This window comes from Flavobacterium enshiense (assembly GCF_022836875.1).
Classification (GTDB): Bacteria; Bacteroidota; Bacteroidia; order Flavobacteriales; family Flavobacteriaceae; genus Flavobacterium; species Flavobacterium enshiense_A.
In genome coordinates, this window is the sequence record NZ_CP090376.1 from 2,367,530 (window position 1) to 2,389,649 (window position 22,120).

Annotated in this window: 20 protein-coding genes; 5 read left to right on the forward strand and 15 right to left on the reverse strand. The window is 34.9% G+C overall.

The features are described 5' to 3' along the window. Positions 1-2: 2 nt before the first annotated feature. Genes LZF87_RS10600 through LZF87_RS10610 form a run of 3 tightly spaced genes read right to left on the reverse strand, consistent with a single transcriptional unit; the run spans position 3 to position 2,937 of the window. Positions 3-1,382 (reverse strand): sensor histidine kinase, encoded by a 1,380-nt coding sequence (locus LZF87_RS10600; RefSeq protein WP_244338971.1) that lies wholly within the window; start codon positions 1,380-1,382, stop codon positions 3-5. A 2-nt stretch (positions 1,383-1,384) separates the two neighbouring features. Continuing rightward, positions 1,385-2,269 (reverse strand): cation diffusion facilitator family transporter, encoded by an 885-nt coding sequence (locus LZF87_RS10605; RefSeq protein WP_244338972.1) that lies wholly within the window; start codon positions 2,267-2,269, stop codon positions 1,385-1,387. Positions 2,270-2,271: 2 nt separating this feature from the next. After that, on the reverse strand, positions 2,272-2,937 hold the full coding sequence (locus tag LZF87_RS10610) for a response regulator transcription factor (RefSeq protein ID WP_244338973.1): 666 nt from the start codon (positions 2,935-2,937) through the stop codon (positions 2,272-2,274). 143 nt (positions 2,938-3,080) lie between these two features. On the opposite strand from LZF87_RS10610, the gene LZF87_RS10615 reads away from it, so the two are divergent. Next, on the forward strand, positions 3,081-5,177 hold the full coding sequence (locus tag LZF87_RS10615) for an alkaline phosphatase family protein (RefSeq protein WP_244338975.1): 2,097 nt from the start codon (positions 3,081-3,083) through the stop codon (positions 5,175-5,177). Positions 5,178-5,219: 42 nt separating this feature from the next. Here LZF87_RS10615 and LZF87_RS10620 read toward each other — a convergent pair whose 3' ends face one another. After that, entirely contained in the window at positions 5,220-7,247 is a 2,028-nt protein-coding gene (locus LZF87_RS10620; RefSeq protein WP_244338976.1) for a hypothetical protein, read from the reverse strand. A 68-nt stretch (positions 7,248-7,315) separates the two neighbouring features. After that, complete coding sequence (fabG, locus tag LZF87_RS10625; protein ID WP_244338977.1) at positions 7,316-8,062, reverse strand: 3-oxoacyl-[acyl-carrier-protein] reductase; 747 nt, start codon at positions 8,060-8,062, stop codon at positions 7,316-7,318. Between the two features lie 594 nt (positions 8,063-8,656). Between fabG and LZF87_RS10630 the strand changes: the two genes are divergently transcribed. From LZF87_RS10630 to LZF87_RS10645, 4 genes are read left to right on the forward strand one after another with little or no spacing between them, the layout of a single operon-like run. Next, the gene (locus LZF87_RS10630) at positions 8,657-9,037 is read left to right on the forward strand and encodes a hypothetical protein (protein ID WP_244338978.1); all 381 of its coding nucleotides are present in this window, start codon (positions 8,657-8,659) and stop codon (positions 9,035-9,037) included. 4 nt (positions 9,038-9,041) lie between these two features. Further along, the gene (locus tag LZF87_RS10635; RefSeq protein ID WP_244338980.1) at positions 9,042-9,794 is read left to right on the forward strand and encodes a polyphosphate polymerase domain-containing protein; all 753 of its coding nucleotides are present in this window, start codon (positions 9,042-9,044) and stop codon (positions 9,792-9,794) included. After that, positions 9,791-10,441: a DUF4956 domain-containing protein gene (locus tag LZF87_RS10640; RefSeq protein WP_244338982.1), complete on the forward strand. Its 651-nt coding sequence runs from the start codon at positions 9,791-9,793 to the stop codon at positions 10,439-10,441. The genes LZF87_RS10635 and LZF87_RS10640 overlap by 4 nt, the downstream gene beginning before the upstream one ends. Then, the gene (locus LZF87_RS10645) at positions 10,392-11,171 is read left to right on the forward strand and encodes a DUF2490 domain-containing protein (protein WP_244338984.1); all 780 of its coding nucleotides are present in this window, start codon (positions 10,392-10,394) and stop codon (positions 11,169-11,171) included. Before LZF87_RS10640 ends, LZF87_RS10645 begins: the two co-directional genes overlap by 50 nt. A gap of 52 nt (positions 11,172-11,223) precedes the next feature. Here LZF87_RS10645 and LZF87_RS10650 read toward each other — a convergent pair whose 3' ends face one another. The 10 genes from LZF87_RS10650 to LZF87_RS10695 all read right to left on the reverse strand — a co-directional run bounded on the left by LZF87_RS10650 (position 11,224) and on the right by LZF87_RS10695 (position 22,104). Further along, on the reverse strand, positions 11,224-12,318 hold the full coding sequence (locus LZF87_RS10650; protein WP_244338985.1) for a hypothetical protein: 1,095 nt from the start codon (positions 12,316-12,318) through the stop codon (positions 11,224-11,226). Between the two features lie 94 nt (positions 12,319-12,412). Continuing rightward, entirely contained in the window at positions 12,413-13,294 is an 882-nt protein-coding gene (sucD, locus tag LZF87_RS10655; protein ID WP_035629829.1) for a succinate--CoA ligase subunit alpha, read from the reverse strand. 104 nt (positions 13,295-13,398) lie between these two features. Next, positions 13,399-13,761, reverse strand: a complete 363-nt coding sequence (locus tag LZF87_RS10660) for a nuclear transport factor 2 family protein (RefSeq protein ID WP_244338987.1) — start codon at positions 13,759-13,761, stop codon at positions 13,399-13,401. Further along, positions 13,751-14,692 (reverse strand): UDP-3-O-(3-hydroxymyristoyl)glucosamine N-acyltransferase, encoded by a 942-nt coding sequence (locus tag LZF87_RS10665; protein WP_244338989.1) that lies wholly within the window; start codon positions 14,690-14,692, stop codon positions 13,751-13,753. The genes LZF87_RS10660 and LZF87_RS10665 overlap by 11 nt, the downstream gene beginning before the upstream one ends. A gap of 80 nt (positions 14,693-14,772) precedes the next feature. After that, complete coding sequence (gene efp / locus LZF87_RS10670; RefSeq protein ID WP_244338993.1) at positions 14,773-15,339, reverse strand: elongation factor P; 567 nt, start codon at positions 15,337-15,339, stop codon at positions 14,773-14,775. A gap of 29 nt (positions 15,340-15,368) precedes the next feature. Further along, positions 15,369-16,154 carry an acyl-ACP--UDP-N-acetylglucosamine O-acyltransferase gene (gene lpxA, locus LZF87_RS10675; RefSeq protein ID WP_244338995.1) on the reverse strand — a complete coding sequence of 262 codons (786 nt, stop codon included), beginning with the start codon at positions 16,152-16,154 and terminating at the stop codon, positions 15,369-15,371. A 10-nt stretch (positions 16,155-16,164) separates the two neighbouring features. Next, on the reverse strand, positions 16,165-17,553 hold the full coding sequence (locus LZF87_RS10680) for a bifunctional UDP-3-O-[3-hydroxymyristoyl] N-acetylglucosamine deacetylase/3-hydroxyacyl-ACP dehydratase (RefSeq protein ID WP_244338997.1): 1,389 nt from the start codon (positions 17,551-17,553) through the stop codon (positions 16,165-16,167). A 16-nt stretch (positions 17,554-17,569) separates the two neighbouring features. Next, on the reverse strand, positions 17,570-18,592 hold the full coding sequence (gene lpxD / locus LZF87_RS10685) for a UDP-3-O-(3-hydroxymyristoyl)glucosamine N-acyltransferase (RefSeq protein WP_244338999.1): 1,023 nt from the start codon (positions 18,590-18,592) through the stop codon (positions 17,570-17,572). Positions 18,593-18,709: 117 nt separating this feature from the next. Beyond that, on the reverse strand, positions 18,710-19,945 hold the full coding sequence (locus LZF87_RS10690) for an HD domain-containing protein (RefSeq protein WP_244339001.1): 1,236 nt from the start codon (positions 19,943-19,945) through the stop codon (positions 18,710-18,712). A gap of 110 nt (positions 19,946-20,055) precedes the next feature. Next, positions 20,056-22,104: a M13 family metallopeptidase gene (locus tag LZF87_RS10695; RefSeq protein WP_244339003.1), complete on the reverse strand. Its 2,049-nt coding sequence runs from the start codon at positions 22,102-22,104 to the stop codon at positions 20,056-20,058. Positions 22,105-22,120: the final 16 nt, after the last annotated feature.

Sequence of the window (22,120 nt, forward strand, 5' to 3'; positions counted from 1 at the left end):
TCTTATGGGAATATTAAAACAACCTCTGTCCCTTCATTTATTACACTGCTAATCTCGATTTGGATACTTAAAAGTAGGCATAATTTCTTAACAATTGACAAACCTAAACCCGTTCCTTTTACTTCGGGATGATTAGCGGCTTCTGAGCGGTAAAATTGTTCGAAAATCTTATTCTGATCTTCTTTTTTTATACCGATGCCTTCATCTTTTATTTTACAAAGAGTTTTTTGGCCGCTTTTTGAAATACTTACCCTTACGTTTCCATTTTTAGGTGTGTATTTTAAGGCATTTGAAATTATGTTACCGACAATTATAGAAAACAAATAGCTGTCTGTCTTAACGTAGAATTCCTGTGGAAAATCAGCAGTAACGGTAATGTTTTCACTTTTGAATTTTGGAGATAATCGGGTAATGACATCAAGAAAAACCGAATTTAAAAGAACATCCTCCTCTTTGATAAACTGTTTCTGATTTTCGAAGCGTGCCAATAAGAGAAGCTCATCTACCAAATTGTTCAGGCGGTTCACTTCCGAAATACAGTATCTTATTTTAGTTTCGTATTCGTCTTTTTCCCTTGGCTTGCGAATCAGGACTTCTAATGTTCCTTTAATTACTGCTAAAGGTGTACGTAATTCATGAGACGCATCGGATGTGAATTGTTTTTCGCGCTCAACAGTGCTTTCAATTCGGTCTAAAAGTTCATTAATGGTTTTTGACAATTGATAAAGTTCATCCTTATTTTTTGGCAGTTCAATTCGCGAACTTAAATTATCTTTTGTAATTACAGAGGAAGTTTCGATTATGGTACTCACGGGCTTAATGCTTCTTCCGGCAATAATTCTGGCTATAAAAAACAAGGCGACCAAAATCAACGGAAAAGAAATCAATAAGATGTTTCGCAGACTTATCAGAACCATTGCGGCATCATCGAGTGACATGGCAAGAACCAAATGTCCCACAACCTTGTTTCCATGCCTGATTTCGGCTTGGATTTGACGGATGGGAATATTATTTAAAAAAGTATCAACAAAAACATAATTCTTTTGCTCACCCAAAAAATGAAGTTCCAAACCTTTCAGATTGGGAGATTTATCAATCAGTTTATTGTTCATATCCAAAAAAGCCACAAAAACCGGATTCACATCTACAGTATTGTGCTCTCTTTCTCTCCAATCATCTACATTTATTTTGAAGTTATCATTATCATCAATTACAATTTCTTCGAGATGTTTTACAACTTCATTATTGATATCTTCGTTTATATGATTGTACACCTGTAATTTCACTGTTTGATATAAAACAATGAATACAAACGAAATTAATAGTGCCGTACTGATAATATAGTTGAATGCAATACGGTTTTTAAACGAAAAAGGCAGCATAATTAGCGGTGTATGGATTCAAAATCGGGTTCCACATGAATTAATACGTGGCCCAATTCGGATAATTCGGCGCGAAGAGTATCTTTGAGAGCATGGGCGATATCATGGCCTTCTTTTACAGTTTTATTTCCGTCGACCATGAGATGTAAATCGACATGGTATTTCATCCCTGCTTTTCGGATAAAACATTTTTCAATTACGATAACATTTGGAACAGTAGCTGCAATCCTTTTTATTTCATCTTCTAATTCATGATACACATGTTCGTCCATGATTTCCCCAAGGGCCGGCCGGAAAATTTTATAGCAATTGTAAAAAATAAAACCGGACGCCAACAACGCTGCCCAATCATCAGCCTCTTCATACCCTTTTCCGAAATAAAGCGCTATAGAAATTCCAATAAATGCAGCAACGGAAGTAATCGCATCGCTTCTGTGGTGCCAGGCATCGGCTTTTAAAGCACTGCTGTTGGTTTCTTTGCTTTTTTTTAGTACGGTTTGAAAGGAGTATTCTTTCCATAGAATAATAGCTCCCAAAATAAAAAGTGTGAACGGTTTTGGTAAATTGTGCGGTGTGTTGATATTGTGAATGCTTTCGTAAGCTATAATAGTAGCCGATATAATCAGAAAACCAACCACAATAAAGGTGATTAACGGTTCAGCTCTGCCATGTCCATACGGATGATTTTCATCGGCAGGTTTGTTGGAATATTTGATTCCGAAAAGCACCAAAAAGGAAGCAAAAATATCGGCAGTAGATTCAATGGCATCGGCTATCATGGCATATGAATTACCAAAATATCCGGCAATTCCTTTAATTAATGCCAACAGCGTATTGCTGATGATACTGAAATAGGTGGCTTTTATTGCTGTTTCGGTTTTTGACATAGTTAATTCTCGTTGGCGATATAACCAACGCCCCTGATTGTTTTAATCAATTCAACATCCTTGTACAAATTGAGCTTTTTTCGGATGGCATTTATGAATACATCGATTACACCGGTGTCATATTCAAAATGAATGTTCCAGACATCTTCAATTATGTTATTGCGGGTGCAGACAGTTCCTTTACGCTCAATCAGGTATTTCAGCAATTCATACTCTCTTTGTGTAAATATAACTTCCTGATCATCAACAAAAACCTGATGGCTCAATGTTTTAATGCTTATTTTGCCCAAATTTAAAACATTTTGCCTGTCTTTATCCCGAAAGTGTATTTTAATTCGTTCCAGTAATTCATCAAAACTGAAAGGTTTCTTAATGTAGTCGTTCGCCCCCGAGCGCAAGCCTTCAATAGTTTCATGAACGGTGTCTTTTGCCGTAAGGAATAAAATGGGCGTTTTTTCGTCTTTTTTTCGAATTGCTTTACAAACTTCCAATCCTGATAATTTTGGAAGCATCCAATCCAAAAGGATTAAATCCGGTGATTCGTTTTTGGCCATTTCCAATGCTTTTAATCCGTCAGTGGCAATAAAAACGGTGTGATCTTCCTCTTCCAGACCTTGTTTTAGAAAGTTGGAGATGCCTTCCTCGTCTTCTACAATTAAAATCTTCATAATAAAGGTTGTAAATATTTGAAACGAAATTAACTATTTATGAAAACATCCGGATCCCATAAAACTATCTTAAGCGAACCTTAAGTCAGTCTTAAGCGATTAAAAATGATGGCTTTATAAGTTTGCATTGTAAATTAATTATAATGAAATCTGCAAAAAACATCGCACCATTTCTAAAATTAGGCATTTTTTATTTAATTGTAAATCTGATTTTAAGAATAATTCTCATTTTTCATCCGATTACACAATCAACTTTCGGATTTGTATCTGTAGTAAAAATGCTGTTTTTAGGTGTAGCTTCCGACTTTTTCGTATTCACAATCGCAAGCGTATTTTTATGGCTATACCTGTTATTCCTTTCCGATTCAAAATACCATAAACCTTGGGGATGCATTATTTTCGGAATATTAACCGGGCTATTGATTTACATTTCCTTTTTCAACACCACTTTAAATGAATACGGAGGTGTGGTACCTACCATTGGTGTTGCCTTAGTAGGACTTAAAACTTTATTGTTTGGCTTACTTCTTTTTTTTCCAAAATATCGTAAAAACATACGATTGGCACTCTATTCCGTTACGGTTTTCATTTTTGTTTTGGTCATTATTCAAAATGCGGTGAGTGAATTCTTCTTCTGGAATGAATTTGGCGTAAAATACAACTTCATTGCAGTCGATTACCTTGTTTATACTAATACTGTGATTGGAAATATCATGGAATCCTATCCGGTAGTTCCTTTGTTTATCGGAATTGGAATTATTGCATTGGCTTCGACTTATGTTATTGTAAAAAAGACAAGGGTATTTTTAGACAGACTTCCATCATTTAAAGAAAAAATACAGTTATCTGCTGTTTATGTTTTTCTCTTTATCGTTTCGCTTTTTGCTGTTCCATTCATGACGAAATTTGAGAACTCACAAAATGTTTTTGTAAACGAGCTTCAGGCCAACGGCGTTTATAAATTCTATCTGGCTTTTATGAACAGTGAATTGGATTATGAAAAGTTCTATAAAGCCATGCCTGAAAAAGAAGCCTATTCCATTTTAAAACAGCATATCCCATCGTTTACGGCAGCATCAACGTTAAGAGCTATTCAGGACGATGGTGAAGAGATTCATAAAAATGTTATGCTGATTACTGTGGAAAGTCTGAGTGCCGATTTTCTGAAAACATATGGTAACGAACAAACCATAACTCCTTTTCTGGATTCATTGGCGAATGAAAGTCTACTTTTCACAAACCTTTATGCGACCGGAAACAGAACTGTGCGAGGATTGGAAGCTGTGACATTGTGCATTCCTCCCACTGCTGGAGAAAGCGTGGTAAAACGTGAAGACAATAAAAATAAATTTTCAACGGGAAGTGTTTTTAAACAAAAAGGATATGATGTAAAATATCTTTACGGAGGCGATGCTTATTTTGACAATATGGAGAGTTTCTTTGGAGGCAACGGTTATGAAATCGTAGATAAAAAAACGCTTCAGCCAAATGAGATTTCCTTTGAAAACATTTGGGGCGTTTGTGATGAAGACATGGCTAAAAAAGCAATTAAGGTCATGAATGAAGAAGCAAAATCAGGAAAACCCTTTTTTAACCATTGGATGACTGTTAGCAATCACAGACCATTTACGTATCCTGAAAACAAAATTGATATTCCTGCCAATTCAAAATCCCGTGAAGGCGGCGTGAAATATACCGATTATGCTTTAAATCAGTTTTTCAAAATGGCCGAAAAACAGTCTTGGTTTAAAAATACAGTTTTTGTAATTGTGGCCGATCATTGTGCTTCCAGTTCAGGGAAAACAGAATTGCCGATGGAGAAATACCGAATTCCGGCTATGATTTATGCACCCGGTTTCATCAAGCCCAAAAGGAATCAGACATTAATGTCGCAAATCGATTTAATGCCAACGCTTTTTGGTTTGCTGAATTTTGATTATCAAAGCAAGTTTTATGGCGAAGATATCATGAAAGCAAGCTATGACCCTCGGGCCTTTATTGCTACCTATCAGGATCTAGGATTAATTAAAGACGATAAGTTGACAATCATTTCCCCTGTAAAAAAAGTAAAACAATTTGATTTGGTTTGTAAACGGGAAAAAAAATTATCGGGAGAATTTCAAATTCATTTCGAAGAAAAACAAAGAAAAATAATTGACAAAAAATTAGTGAATGAAGCTGTTTCCTATTATGAAACTGCTTCGGAAATGCTTAAAAACAAAAAATATCAGAAAGTGTAAAATTAAAAAGCCGATTCAAATGAATCGGCTTTTTTTGTGGAATTATAATAACCCGTTGTATTTGCGGATAAACCATTCTGAAGAAAGACTAACAGCCAACATAATCAAACACCAAATCCAATCGATCAGAGGTGTTTTCTTGATAACCGCTTTTTCGGTTGGAATGTAGTTCTCGTTATCGAGTAAGTTTTTAATTAATTCGTTAACCTGATTAGGATAGTATACTTTTCCATTGGTGTTATTAGCTAATTGTTTCAAACGATTTACATCAGGATTTACAAATTGCTTTTCGATTTCAAAATCAAGTACTTCAAAACTGCCTGAATATTTGTTTTTTGATCTGTTTTCAGAAACTGTAAAGTTGTAGTTTCCTTGTTCTAAACCGTCTAAGTTGACCTTATATTCGGCATTTCCTTTAAGAAAATCGTATTTCTTAGTTTTACCTGTTTGCTTATTTTGAAGATTGATTGTCAGATTAGCATTGTCGTCGAATTCGTAGTTTTTATTAAAAAACTGAGCGGTTATTTCAATGGTTTCTCCAGAATTATAAAAACTTTCGTGTGCTACCACAAGTGATTTTTTTGCCGCATTGGAAGCGAGATACTGGATTATTTTGTCTGTAAGGATATCAAATTGTTCGAATGACTTCGTTTTTACATGATTCTCCATACGCCATTTCCAGATATTTTCTCCAAAAAGGAAGGCGTTGCGTTTTAATCCGTTTTCTGAAAATGTCAGTAGTGGACTTTCAGTACCGATGTTTCGGATTCGTGACTTTAAAAGCGTATTTGCGTTTTCCTTAACCGTAATGGTTCCAAAAGGATGCTCTAATGGCGGAAATTGCTCAAAGCCGATATTTTCAGTAGAGAAGGATGTAAACTGCGGATTGTAATCTGCCGAATAGTCTTCGTTTTGACCCGAAACTTTAAACTGGACTTGATCCTGATATTGATTTAAAAGAGTAAAATCGGTATTGATCCCAGTAATAACCCACGTATTAACTTGTAGTTTTTTATTCAGCTCCAAAATCGATTTAAATTCGAAATTTGGTTGGTATAAAATCAAAACATTGTAATCTTGTAATGATTTGATTTCACTAGGCTTAACTATTGTTACTTTACGTTGTTGATTAGATTCTATTGCGCGTTTCAAGGCACCTAAATCAGGATGGTTTATTGACGAAATCAATGCAATTTCCGAACGTTGGTCAATTACTTCCACAGCGAAATTCTTCGTGTTATTGTAATTGTTTTTTTCTTTTTCCGAAGATGAAATTACAGCTTTATAAGTTTGTACACCTACTCTATCCGCATTCAATAAAACAGATACGACCTGTGCTTTTTTAGATGGCGAAAAACTAATGTTTTGCTTATGAACCGTTGATTTTCCCTGTTGAATACTAAATGTTGCATTGACCGGTTTAGTTCCATTGTATTGCAGAAAAACTTCGGCAGGGAATTTATTTTTCAGAAAAGCATATTTGTTTACGTTCAGCTGATTGATTTTTAAATCAAAAAAAGTCGTAGTATCACCTAAAACCAAAGGATAAACAGTGGTATTTTGCTGAAAGCTGTAAACATAATCATTTCCAATCGTCTGGTTCCCATCAGTTAACAAAACCATCGGATAATTCTGGCTTCGGTAAAACTGTTTCAAATTTTGGGCAGCCATATCAATATGGGTCTGCTTCCCTTTGAAATCAATAGCTGTATTACTGTAAAAATCGTCATCAAAACTAAATAGCTGGACATCATATTTAGCTTTAATCATTTTATTCTGAGTCAATGACAGAATCAGTTCCGGAACATTGACATCTTTATTTAACAATGCAATTGATTGTGAATTATCGACAACAATCGGCAAAGGCGTTTTGGTGGTTTCAAACGTTTTTCTTGAAATAATTGGGTTAATGAGTAACACAAAAATCAGAAACAACGAGAAAAAACGCAAAAAAGCCAAAAACAGATTCAGTTTTGATCTGTAATTGGCTTTGTATAGGTATTGATAAAACGACAATCCGGCAGCAATCAGTACTGATAATAATAAAAGTAAAATCGTGCTTGTTGTCATAATTGTAAGTGTTCAGTTAAAAGTGTCCAGCATTCAGTTATTGCTAACTGATCACTAAATACTGTTTATTAGGTTAGCATTCCCCCATCAACATTGAGAACCTGTCCGGTAACATAAGCACTCATATCGCATGATAGGAATACACACACATTAGCAACATCTTCAGGAGAACCACCACGTTTTAAAGGAATACTTTCTCTCCATCCTTTAACCACGTCTTCATTTAATTTTGCAGTCATTTCTGTTTCAATGAAACCTGGAGCGATTACATTACAACGAATGTTACGTGAACCTAATTCCAATGCTACAGATTTTGAAAAACCGATAACACCTGCTTTAGAAGCCGCATAGTTTGTTTGTCCTGCATTTCCTTTCACGCCTACAACAGAACTCATATTAATGATAGAACCGGCTCTGTTTTTTAACATGATTTTCTGAACAGCTTTGGTCATATTGAAAACAGATTTTAAGTTTACATCGATAACCGTATCAAAATCTTCTTCTGTGATTCTCATTAAAAGGTTATCTTTTGTAATTCCGGCGTTGTTAATTAAAATATCAACGTTTCCGAACTCAGCGATAACATCATCAACTAACTTTTGAGCTTCATTAAAATCAGCAGCATTTGACTGGTATCCTTTAGCCTTAACTCCTAAAGCAGTTAATTCATTTTCTAATTCCTGTGCAGCAGCTGCAGACGAACTGTACGTGAAAGCTACATTAGCTCCGTTTTTAGCAAAAACTTCGGCAATTCCTCTCCCGATTCCTCTACTAGCGCCCGTAATGATAGCGGTTTTTCCTTCCAGTAATTTCATAATATAAGATTAGTTTATTTTTTTAATTACAGTCTCCAAAGATATTCTATTTTGACATAAAAAAAAATCATTGCACTTTTAAACTATTAACAAGTATTTTAACCGTAAATTTAGAATTCATATCTGAATTGTAAATCCTTCATATTGAGAAGAATTACTTTAAAAAATTATGAAGGAAAACCTATTAGAGACCAATCGATTTAAATTGAATTCTACTTAAAATTTACATTAGGTGCCATTAAATCAATATTAAAATAATACTGTAAACATAATTTTTTCTTTAATAAAGCAGTTTTTACTTGTAAATCACTATTACTCATTTTATTAAAATCCCTGTTACAAGCAGATTTTGAAAATTGCAAACGAAATCTGTTGCTTCTTTTTTTGATAAAATGCCATTTAACGGTTTTTTTATCAATTTGAAAGGTTAAATTGATAAATATCAATGTTATAGCTAACTTTACTATGAGAAAAATTGTAAGAAATACCCATTCAATTTTCTTCTGAAATTTCCATCTATTATACTTCTTTAAAATAATCAAAAAAAGTTTCATTTTTTTTAAAAAGAATGTTACTGATAAAAAATGAAAAATCATGAAAAAATATCTATTCCTATTACTAGCGGTTGTATTTATCGCTTGTTCCAAAGATGAAGGATATGGCGGACTTGCGTCGATATCAGGTAAAGTATATGCGAAGAATTATAATCAGGACGAGGTCCTTTTAGACGAGCATTATATCGGAGATGTCAGGGTATATATCAGTTCGCGAGGCAGCACGGATTTTTACGATGATGTACGAACTTCTCATGATGGTTCGTTCAAATTCGATTTTTTACAGGAAGGCGAGTATGATGTGTGGGTTTATGGAGATTGTGATTTTTGCACCTGGGATCAAGAAATTGATTTTAAAACAGCTAATGTAACCTCAAAAAAAGCCAATGTTGTACTGGAAGATTTTGTAATTAAAATCTAAAGTCATGTTTAAAAAATTTATTAACCAGCTTTCTTTACTCAACCCGGTTTCCCTTACGGAACTGGAAGCTGTTTCTCTGTTAAACAGGACCGACAGTAAGTACACGCTCAGAAGTGAAGATTTGCTGAAAATAGTTCCTTGTCTGGTCGAACATTATAATGTTTTGGAAATTAACGGGACAAGAATTTTTTCATACGAAAACAATTATTTTGATACGCCTGATTTGCAGTTTTTCAAGGACCATCACAATGGATATGTCAACCGGATCAAAGTGAGAAGCAGAAGGTATGTAGAATCGGATATGTGCTTTTTTGAAATTAAAAAGAAAGAAAAAGTCGATCGTACTAACAAACACAGAGAACTTATACCTTATATGATTTCTGATATCGATGAATTCAGAAAAAATCTTATTCAGGAATACAGTCGAAAAGTTATTGATGAAATAACTCTAATCTTAAAAAATAATTTTAACCGAATTACATTGGTTAACAATCAATTTACAGAAAGGGTTACGATTGACATGAACCTGCATTTTATGGATGATGAACACGATATTAAATTTAAAAAAATTGCAATAATTGAAATAAAGCAATCAAAAAACACAAATTCATCACCGCTGACCACTTTCTTGAAATACAATAACATCAGAGAACAAAGTATCAGCAAATACATCTACGGCGTAATTACATTAATTCCTAATGTGAAAAAAAACAATTTTATGCCAATACTAAAAAAGATAAATAAACTTCAGCGATGATGGAAACAATTGAAACAGACGATAATTTAATAGGTATTTTAAGCCTGAATGATTTTATTATTCGTTCAATCATAGATTTTGTTGCTGTGGTTGTACTCGTTGCTCTTATATACTATCCTAAACATAAAAATAAAGACTTCATATTCACATTCATTTTGTTTAATGTTGTAAATTTTATGATATGTTGTTTGCTTGGTGCAGCAAAAATTAAAATAGGATTTGCATTTGGTCTTTTTGCCATGTTTTCTATTATCCGATACCGAACTATCGCGATTTCAATAAAAGACATGGGGTATTTCTTCGTATGTGTGGCGTTGGGAATGTTAAATTCGCTTGCAACCATTAATGATGGTTTCGTACTATTAATAATTTGTAATGCTATAGTTCTGCTCCTTACCTTCGTAATGGAACGTCTTGATTTCCTAAAAAACGAAAATGCGAAAGAAATAGTTTATGACAAAGTTGAATTCATTAAACCGGAATACAAAGAACAGCTTTTAGAGGATTTAAATAACCGTACGGGATTAAATATTCATAGAGTAGAAATTGTTTCTATTGATTATTTAAAAGATACTGCATTATTGAAAGCCTACTATTATGCAAAAGAAAGCGAATTTGTATTACCAAAATCCGACAATGATGATTAAAAAAGAGAACCTGCTTTTATTCTTCATACTGTTTAGCACTTTGGAAGGTTTTTGCCAAAACTACACTGACTGGCAATATCGATTGATTCCGGGGGTAAGTTACAGATTCAATGACCGTTGGAAGGTTTCCGGTGAATACCGTTATTCCGTCCAAAAGGATTTTCAGGAATTCCGCTCCAGTGCGGTTGAAGCTTCCGTTCAGTATAATTTTACACCAGAACTGAGTATTGAACCTGGATACCGTTTTACCACCTCTCACATAACGGATGCGCACCGCCTCTTCGCCGCCTTAAAATACGATAAAGACTTTGGCGCTATCAGTTTGTTTGGTGCTATTAAATACCAGTGGTCAACAGGAAGTTTTAACGAGCGCTATATGAATGATTTTAAAGAGCCTGTGCAGATGGTTCGTGAAAAAATTGGTATTGACTATAACATACCCAAATCAAAATTATCTTTCAATGCGCATGTTGAGATTTTTTTAAAGTTAGCCGATGATGATCCGATTAAATACAACAGAACCCGTTACAATATAGGAAGTGATTACAAATTCAAATACGGAAATAAGTTAGGATTATCCGTTTTTTATGATGATAAATATGATCCTGAAAAAAATGACCGATTTGTACTTGAAACGAAATACACTTTGTCGATTGATGATATGATTAAAAAAATTAAAAAGGACAAAGCAGAAAAAGCAAAAAGAGACGCTGATTCAACACAACCATAATACAAACAAAAAAACCTTACACAATGTAAGGTTTTTTTATTATGAGAAAATATTAAAGAATAGCTTTGCTTAAATTTTCAAAGTCTTCATCTTTTATATTGAATTGTGAAAAACCAGAATCATGAAAACGGTAAATAATTTCACCTGATTGTCCGTTAACAACATTAATGTATTTATGACTATTAACCTTGGCATAGCGTAAATAATAAATTGATTCATTAGCCAGAATCTTTTTATCTAGCTCTTCTTCGCTAATAAATTCATATTTGTATTTGTAAAGGCCTAATATTTCTTCCAATTCACCTTCTTTCCAATTTTCATCTTTGTATTTTCTAGGATTATATTTGATTTTTAAAGCTTCTGGTAAATACAAAACTCCGTTTTTTAAATTTTTAAGTTCTGCAGAAATTTCATTTTCATTATCAGAATAGGGTTCTTCATTTGAAATTTTCTGATTAACTTTTTGTAAATAATTTTTCAGCATTCCCAAATTGTAATTTGTAAACACCTTCTCTTCATAAATATAATCTTCAACTTTTTTATCTTCTTCTGCCTTTGATTTTGAAAAAATTTTGTCATATTCATACATGGTGATGTGGTATGGACGGCCGGTATTTAAATTAAATACGTCATGTCTGTTACCTAGAAAATTACCATTAACTTTTCCTAATAATTCTCCATTTGGAGAAACACTTATTGAGGCAATGTTTAATTTGCTATTAGATAAAAGTTTGTATAAATCATGATCATCATGTTTTTCAGGTTTATACTTGCTTTGTATTTTATTAAGATCAGGCAAGAAAAATTCAATTTGACATTTTAAAAGAAATACATTCTTCATCTCGGTTACAGAACCGTTAAGATGTGCGAAAGAGTAATTACCATTTAAATAATTCTTAATATTAAATTCGTGAGGCATCACAACTTCGAAAGGAGTTACTGTCCAAGACTCTTTCAGAATTTTTTCATATTGTGATTTCTCATAAAGATTTGATAAGACAAAAACTGTTGTTGTGTTTTTGAAAGTCTTAAATAATGTATTCTCGGTTTCCTTCTCTTTTTCTCCGGCTTTTTTAGAAACAGAAACCTGAGAATATCCCAGGGACATAGACAATAACGTTAATAACAATAAAATTTTTTTCTTCATTTTTTATTCAGATTTTTATTATAGTTGAATTAAAAAAGCATAAAAAAATAGCCTAAATTAATAGGCTATCTTTTATATATGATAAAGTTGATAATTATTTCAAAACTGCTAAAACTTCAGCAACTTTTTTACCAATTTCAGCAGGTGAATCCACAACGTGAATACCATTTTCTCTCATGATACGTTTTTTAGCTTCTGCTGTATCATCAGCACCACCAACGATAGCACCAGCGTGACCCATTGTACGTCCTTTTGGAGCAGTTTCTCCAGCGATGAAACCTACAACTGGTTTTCTGTTTCCGTCAGCTTTAATCCAACGAGCAGCATCTGCTTCTAACTGACCTCCGATTTCACCAATCATGATGATGATTTCAGTTTCAGGATCGTTCATTAATAATTCAACAGCTTCTCTTGTAGTAGTTCCGATGATTGGATCTCCACCGATACCGATAGCTGTAGTTACTCCTAATCCTTGTTTTGCAACCTGATCAGCAGCTTCATATGTTAAAGTTCCCGATTTAGAAACGATACCTACTGAACCTTGTTTGAAAACGAAACCTGGCATGATACCAACTTTAGCTTCACCCGGAGTGATTACGCCCGGACAGTTAGGACCTACTAAACGACAGTTTTTACCTTTAATATAATCATAAGCTTTAATCATATCAGCAACTGGAATACCTTCTGTGATACAAATAATTACTTTGATACCTGCGTCTGCAGCTTCCATAATCGCATCTGCAGCGAAAGCAGGCGGAACGAAAATGATAGAAGTATCAGCTCCAGCTTGAACTACCGCATCTTTTACAGTATTAAAAACCGGACGGTCTAAGTGTTGAGAACCACCTTTTCCCGGAGTTACACCACCTACAACGTTTGTTCCGTATTCGATCATTTGAGAAGCATGGAAAGTACCTTCACTTCCTGTGAATCCCTGAACAATTATTTTAGAATTTTTATTAACTAAAACACTCATGATATATTTTTTTATGTTGTTTTTAAAAATGTATTGCAAAAATAGACTTTTGAAAGAAATATATAAAGAATTTTGCTATAAACTTTCAAAGATTTTATCCTGATTTAACCTAACTGGCTCATTTGATAACCACGGAATAGCTTATCCTCTTTAACTTCCCAAATAGTAACAAAATGTGCCAAAACTGTTTCTTCCGAAGGCGTTTCAATGGGTGTTACATAATAAGTGAATCTGACAGTAACCATATTATCATCCTGTAAAACATGACTTATGTTTATACGTGATGAAGTATATGAACGTTCCATTTCACAAGATAATTCAATCAAATCACTTTTATTTAATTGCAGAAATCCTTTGGAACTGTGCCAATGAAAATCCAATTCATCATGAAGAAATCGTTGAAGGATTTCTTTACTTCTTAGCGATCCGGAATGATAGAATTCCGTAACTATTGCTTTAGCCGTCATTTTTGTTCAACTTATTAAGTATTTCCGGAATCTTTTTAACGTTAGCCAATTGCTTTAATTTCTCCCGCGACTCTTCTATTGGAGTCCCGAAATAAGTTTTTCCTCCTTCTACTGATTTAGTAACACCGGTCTGACCTAAAACAACCGCTTTTTCACCGATTGTAATTCCACTAGTGGTGCCAACCTGTCCCCAAAGAGTTACTTCGTCTTCTATAATCACACATCCGGCAATTCCGGTTTGTGAGGCAATAAGACATTTTTTTCCGATAACAGTATCGTGGCCCACATGCACCTGATTATCAATTTTAGTTCCTTCGCCAATTGTAGTGTCTCCGGTAACTCCTTTGTCAATGGTACACAATGCCCCTATTCCAACGTTGTCTTCAATAACTACACGCCCGCCGGATAATAATTGATCAAAACCTTCTGGACGTTTTTTATAATAGAATGCATCTGCACCTAAAATACTTCCAGAATGAATGATAACATTATTTCCTATAACAGTGTTATCATAAAGGGAAACATTAGAATGAATAAGACAATTTTTACCGATAACCACATTATTTCCGATAAAACAATTCGGCTGAATTACAGTACCTTCACCAATTACGGCAGTTCCCGAGATTGCTGAATTAGAAGACAGGAATGGTCGGAAATGTCGTGTTAGTTTATTGAAATCACGAAACGGATCGTCGGAAATCAGCAAAGCTTTGCCGTCAGGGCAATCTACTTTTTTGTTTATTAAAACAATAGTAGCAGCCGATTGCAGCGCTTTATCGTAATATTTAGGATGATCAACAAAAACAATATCACCTCGTGTTACGACGTGAATTTCATTCATTCCGTGAACCGGAAAACGATCATCACCCACATACTCGCATTGAATAATGTCGGCTATCTCTTTCAGAGTATGTGTCTTTGGAAATTTCATAATAGTATTAGTATCAGTAAAAGTTCATGGCAATCAGTATCTGTTTTCATAAACAAACACTGATTACCGGAAACTTCAAATTATTCTTTTACGCGCTCCATGTAAGAACCTGAAGCTGTATCGATTTTGATTTTATCACCTTCGTTGATGAACAAAGGAACGTTTACCGTAGCTCCTGTTTCAACAGTAGCCGGTTTTGTTGCATTGGTAGCAGTATTTCCTTTTACTCCCGGCTCTGCATAAGTTACCTCAAGAATTACCGAAGCAGGCATATCTACAGCTAACGGAGCATCGGTTTCAGTATTGATCTGAACCATCACGTTAGTTCCTTCTTTTAATAAGTCCGGAGCATCAAGGATATCTCTGTTTAATGAAATCTGCTCGAAAGTTTCGTTGTTCATAAAGTGGAACTCCTGTCCTTCAGCATATAAAAATTGAAATGTATGTGTTTCTACACGAACAACATCAATTTTGTGACCTGCAGAAAATGTATTATCCAATACTTTTCCGTTTGTTAAACTTTTAAGTTTGGTTCTTACGAAAGCAGGACCTTTACCCGGTTTAACGTGTAAGAATTCAACAATTTTATAAATATCGTGGTTGAATTTAATACACAATCCGTTTCTGATATCAGCTGTACTTGCCATTTTGATTTATTTAGTTGTTTTATTTTTTATTAAATGCTTCCTGTATAACCTTTCATAACTCCTCGAGGTGAATTACGGACAAAAAGGATAATTTCATCGCGTTCCGGAGTTGCTTCCATTTCTGCTTCAATGATACCTAATGCCTGAGTGGTATTGTAGGTTTTTTGGAACAGAATTCTGTAAATATCCTGAATTTCGCGAATTTTTTCAGTTGAAAAGCCTCTTCTTCTAAGTCCAACAGAATTGATTCCAACGTATGATAATGGTTCTTTAGCTGCTTTTGTGTAAGGAGGAACATCTTTACGAACCAATGAACCACCTGAAATCATAGCATGATCCCCAATGGAAACAAATTGATGTATCGCAGCTAATCCTCCAATAACTGCATAATCACCAACAGTAACGTGTCCGGCTAAAGCCACTCCGTTTACAATGATGGCATTGTCCCCGATATGACAATCGTGAGCAATGTGCGCAGTTGCCATAACCAGGCAGTTTTTTCCAATCTTAGTCTGTCCTGAAGCAATGGTTCCTCTGTTAACCGTAACACACTCTCTAATAGTTGTGTTATCACCTATTATCGCAAGTGAATCTTCACCTCCAAATTTTAAATCCTGAGGTACTGCAGCAATTACAGCACCGGGAAAAATATTGCAATTCTTACCAATACGTGCGCCTTCCATTATGGTTACATTTGAACCAATCCAGGTTCCTTCACCAATTTCAACATTATTGTGAATGGTTGTGAAGGGCTCAATTACCACATTTTTGGCAATTTTTGCTCCCGGATGAACATAGGCTAAAGGTTGATTCATATTCTCTTTTTTAGTTCTTTTTTACAATTTGCGCCATTAATTCGGCTTCAGTAACTAATTTACCATTTGCATAAGCGCTGGCCTGCATATGACAGATTCCGCGACGGATTGGCGATAATAACGATAATTTAAAGATTAAAGTATCCCCTGGTAAAACCTTGTGTTTGAATTTCACATTGTCTATTTTCATGAAATACGTCAAGTAGTTTTCAGGATCCGGAACGGTACTTAAAATTAAAATACCTCCGGTTTGTGCCATAGCTTCGATAATTAAAACACCCGGCATAACTGGAGCTCCCGGAAAATGTCCAATAAAGAATTCTTCATTCATTGTAACATTTTTTAATCCGACCACATGACTGTCTGACATTTCTAAAATTTTGTCTACCAACAAGAACGGATTTCTGTGTGGCAACATCGACATGATTTTAGTTACGTCCATCAAAGGCTCTTTGTTTAAATCGAAAACAGGAACCTGATTTTTCTGTTCGTTTTTAATAATCTTGGACAATTTTTTTGCAAACATAGTGTTCACATAATGTCCGGGTTTATTAGCGATAATTTTTCCTTTTATTTTTGTTCCGATTAATGCCAAATCCCCTACCACATCAAGTAATTTATGACGAGCAGCCTCATTTGGATAATGCAAAGTAAGGTTATCTAAAACGCCGTTTGGTTTAACGGAAATAGTATCTTTTCCGAAAGCCACTTTCAAACGTTCCATTGTCTCGTCGGAAATCTCCTTATCAACATAAACGATAGCGTTATTTAAGTCACCTCCTTTGATTAAACCATTTTGAAGCAAACCTTCTAATTCATGAAGGAAGCTGAAAGTACGGCAATCAGCAATTTCTGATTTGAATTCACCAATGGATTTCATGTTAGCATTTTGAGTACCTAAAACTTTTGTACCAAAATCAACCATAGCAGTTACACAATACTCATCAGAAGGAATTACTGTAATTTCACTTCCGGTAGCTTCGTCTGTATATGAAATAACTTCTTTAACAACATAAACATTTCGCTCAGCATCCTGCTCTACTACACCTGCTTTTTCAATGGCTTCCACGAAATATTTTGAAGAACCATCCATAATTGGAGGCTCAGAAGCATTTAATTCTATGATAACGTTATCAACATCGCATCCAACAAAAGCAGCTAATACGTGCTCTGATGTCTGGATTTTAACGCCTAATTTTTCAAGATTTGTACCTCTTTGAGTATTTACGACATAATTTGCATCAGCTTCTATAATCGGCTCACCTTCCAAATCAACTCGAACAAATGTGAATCCGTTGTTAACTGGTGCCGGCTTAAATGTCATTGTTACTTCCTGGCCGGTGTGTAACCCTACTCCTTTTAATGAAACTTCGTTTTTGATGGTTGTTTGCTTAACCATGGTTATTTTATTTAGTTTAGTTAGTTTTCTTTTTTTTTAGTTTGTTCAAATCGTCTACGATTTTCGGCAGGTTTTTGAAATGAACGTATGATTTGCTGAAATCGGCGTAATTGAAAGATGGGCTTCCTTGAATAGCTTCTCCATCCTTGATGTTTCTTCCGACTCCGGATTGCGCCTGGATTCGTACGCCATTACCGATTATTAAATGCCCCGCGATACCAACCTGACCTCCAATCATACAGTTTTTACCAATTTTGGTTGAACCTGCCACTCCTGTTTGAGATGCAATAACTGTATTCTCTCCAATTTCTACATTGTGGGCAATTTGAATCTGGTTGTCTAGTTTTACGCCTTTACGGATAACCGTTGAACCTAGAGTAGCTCTGTCTATAGTAGTACAAGAACCGATATCGACATTATCTTCGATAATTACATTTCCGATTTGCGGTACTTTCGAATACGTTCCGTCTTCCTGAGGAGCAAATCCAAATCCGTCTGATCCTATGATTGAACCCGAGTGAATCGTACAGTTATTACCAACTTCTGTTTCAGAATAAATACGAACACCTGCAAATAAGACAGTATTATCTCCAATAATAACGTTATCCCCCACAAAACTGTTAGGGTAAATTTTTACGTTATTACCGATTTTTACATTTTTCCCAATATAACAGAAGCTTCCTAAATACAGGTTTTCACCGTATTCAACATTTTCGGAAATAACGGAAGGTTGTTCGATACCCGATTTCATCAGTTTTACCTGATTGTAGTATTCCAGAAGTTTGGAAAACGATTTATAGGCATCTTCCACTTTGATTAAAGTGGTAGTTATTGGCTGATCTGGTTCAAAAGTCGAATTTACTATGGTAATAGTCGCTTTTGTAGTGTATATGTAGTTTAGGTATTTAGGATTAGCCAAAAAAGTAAGTGAACCTTCTGTCCCTTCTTCTATTTTAGCCAATTTGTAGACTTCCGCTGATGGGTTCCCAACAACTTCACCTTCTAAAATACCAGCTATTTGTTCTGCTGTAAATTTCATCTTATATCATTTAAATTTACCTTAGGTATAAGATAAAACTCGCATTTTTGTTTGTTGCATGTCTGTTTTCAGCATAGCTCGTTTTATCTGTGCAAAAATATAAAATTTAATCGAATCTTAACTTTCTAAGAGTACTTTTGGAAAACAGATAAAATATTTTGTCACCGGTTTTGATAAAGCTTTTAAATTCAGCTGGTCAGAAGCTTCAACCACATCTTCTATGGTTTTATCTTTCTTATAAATATGGATTGGTTCTCCGGTTTTATTATAGGCCTGATTCTTGATTTTACCCTTAAAAATAAAATAATTAACTTCCTTCTCAGATAAATTGTGAAGGTTCATCATTTTCGATTTCAAATCGCCCATATGTCCTTTGCTCACTTTATCTGAAACCATTCTGATTTTAAGCAAATCCCGATTGATGATCATCTTACTTAAAGAAGAAAGTACAAAATCATCATGAAATTGCCATGATTTTATGGCGCTGACGACATCAAAATCATCCAATAATGCGAATTTTTTTAAAGTCGGGTTGTCGAAACCGCTAGAGTCAATTTTATTCTGCATAAAAAACTGTAACGGTTCACTACAAGGAAGCATTGTGCCCATTTGAGTGAGCTCTTTGGCGCGTTTCAAAATTTTTGTCAGCGTTAATTCGGCCACAAGACTGGTTTTGTGCAGATAAGCCTGCCAATACATTAATCGTCTTGCCACTAAAAACTGCTCTACTGAGTAAATCCCTTTTTCTTCAATAACCAAAACATCGTCCACAACGTGCATCATCTGAATCAATCGTTCCGAATTGATGTTTCCTTCAGCAACACCAGTGTAAAAACTGTCTCGCTTCAGGTAATCCATTCGGTCCATATCCAATTGACTGGAAATAAGTTGCAGCATAAATCTTCTGTGGTATTCTCCTTTGAAAATCTGGATAGCCAAAGATAATTTTCCGTCAAATTCACGATTCAGTTCATTCATAAAAAATAATGAAATCTCTTCATGATGAACCGATTCCACAATACTGTGCTCCATGGCGTGTGAAAATGGTCCGTGCCCGATATCATGCAACAATATTGCGATATAAAGCGCATTTTCTTCATCTTCGGAAATTTCCACTTCTTTAAAGCGTAACGTCTGAACAGCTTTCTGCATAATATGCATACAGCCTAAAGCGTGATGAAAACGCGTATGATGCGCACCCGGATAAACAAGATAGGACATTCCCATTTGGGAAATACGTCGTAACCGCTGAAAATAAGGATGTTGTATTAAGTCGTAAATTAAGGTATTCGGAATGGTTATAAAACCATAAATGGGGTCGTTAAGTATTTTGAGCTTGTTAATCTGATTCACGCAAGTATAATATTTAAACAAATATAGGAAATTTAACATTGACAACTTCCTCAAACCAATCAGAAATAAAAAACCACCCTTTTGGGTGGTTGATTTTGACTATCTAGAACTTACCAAATAAATACTCTGGCGCTTTCCGGACGATGCATTTTATCACCTTCCTTAATCTTAAATGTCGCGTAGAATTCAGGCATATTACTTAGCGGTCCGTTAATTCGGAATTGCGCCGGAGCATGAACATCGGTCATGATTTGCTGCGCTAAAGCTTCATTTTTAACATTTACCATCCAAGCATAAGCATAAGCTAAAAAGAAGCGCTCATTCGGATTCAAACCTGCAATTTTGTCTTTGTTTTTAAATTGATTGGTCTTCTTAAATGCCTCATATCCCATAACAACACCTCCTAAATCAGCAATATTTTCGCCTTGCGTCGCATCTCCATTTACGAATTTACCTTTCAACGCTTCGTATTTACTAAACTGTTCAACGATTAATTTTGTTTTGGCTTTGAATTTTATCAGATCTTCTGCCGTCCACCAATTGTTTAAGTTTCCTTTTTCATCATATTGACTTCCCTGATCGTCGAAACCGTGAGTGATTTCATGTCCGAATGTCGATCCGCCTATGATTCCGTATAAAACAGCATCGTCCGGCATTCTTCCTTCAAATCCAGGAACGATGATATTACAGCCTGGAACGCAAATTTCATTATTGCTTGGGTTGTAGTAGGCGTTATAAGTTTGTGGATACATACCCCACTCTGTTCTGTCCACCGGTTTCCCATATTTGGCAATCATATAATCGTATTCCCATTTATTGGTATTCATTACGTTAGCGCAATATGATTTTCTGTCAATGGAAACACTGCTCATGTCTTTCCATTTATCAGGATATCCGACTTTCATGACAATTTTGCTCAGTTTTACCAATGCTTTTTGCTTTGTGGCAGGACTCATCCAATCTAATTTTTTGATGCGTTCGGCATAAACGTCCCTGATGTTATTACCTATTTCCAGAAGTTTTTCTTTAGTTCCTTTTGGTAAATATTCATCAACATATACCTGACCAATCAACTCTCCAAGGGAAGCATCTGTAGTACTCACTACCCTTTTCCATCTCGGTTTTTGTTTGCTTACCCCATTCATTACTGTAGAATAGAATTTGAAATTCTGTACTTCGATTGCATTATTTAAATACGATGCATAACTGTCTACTAAAGTCCATTTTAAATACACTTTCCAGTCTTCAATGGCATATGTTTTTGTTAATTCATTCAATCCTTTGTAAAATTCAGGTTGACCTACAATAACAGAGTCGGCTTTAGCTACTTTCAAAGTTGCCAGCATTTTATCAACACTTAAATTAGGAGCCAATGCTTTAAATTGGGTAACCGACATTTTATTGTAGTTCTTTATTGGATCACGAAGGGCTTCTAATTTACGTGAAACTTTAGCTAAATCTGTTTCCATTTTCATGATTGTAGCCGCATTTTTAGAAGCCGAGGTTTTATCCTGTCCAATAAGCTGCATCATAGCCTGAAGGTGTTTTTGATATTCTTTTCGGATGGTTACTGTTTCCTCATCGGTATTGAAATAGTAATCGCGGTCTCCAAGTCCTAATCCACCTTGAGAGAAAAACAAAGCATATTTCGTACTGTTTTTATCATCCTGCCCCAGATAAAAGTTAAATGCCGGACCAGTTCCGATGGTATGCATGTAGGCGATGGTTTCTGATAAAGAGTTAACATCTTTAATAGCGTCAATTCTGGCCATTTCAGCTTTAAGCGGATTGATTCCTGCTTTTTCAATGGCTAAAGTATCCATTCCTGAAGCATAAAAATCCCCTATTTTCTGTTTGTTGCTCCCTTTCGCAGCCTCATTATCTTCAGAAGATTTAATACAGATTGCTTTTATTTGGGCGTTGATGGTATCACCGATGGTTCTGAAAATTCCGTTGCTGCTTTCAGTTTCAGGAATCGGATGTTTTTTGAACCAGCCTCCGTTAGCATAATGGAAAAAATTTTCTCCAGGATTTAAAGTCGTATCCCTGTTTATTGCCAAGGGATCAGGTTGGATTAATTCGGAGGTTTCCTTGTTTTTACAACTTGTTAATGCTAAGGATGTTCCTGCAGCAAGAAGTGCAAAATGTTTAAATTTCATATAGTTTAAAATTTAG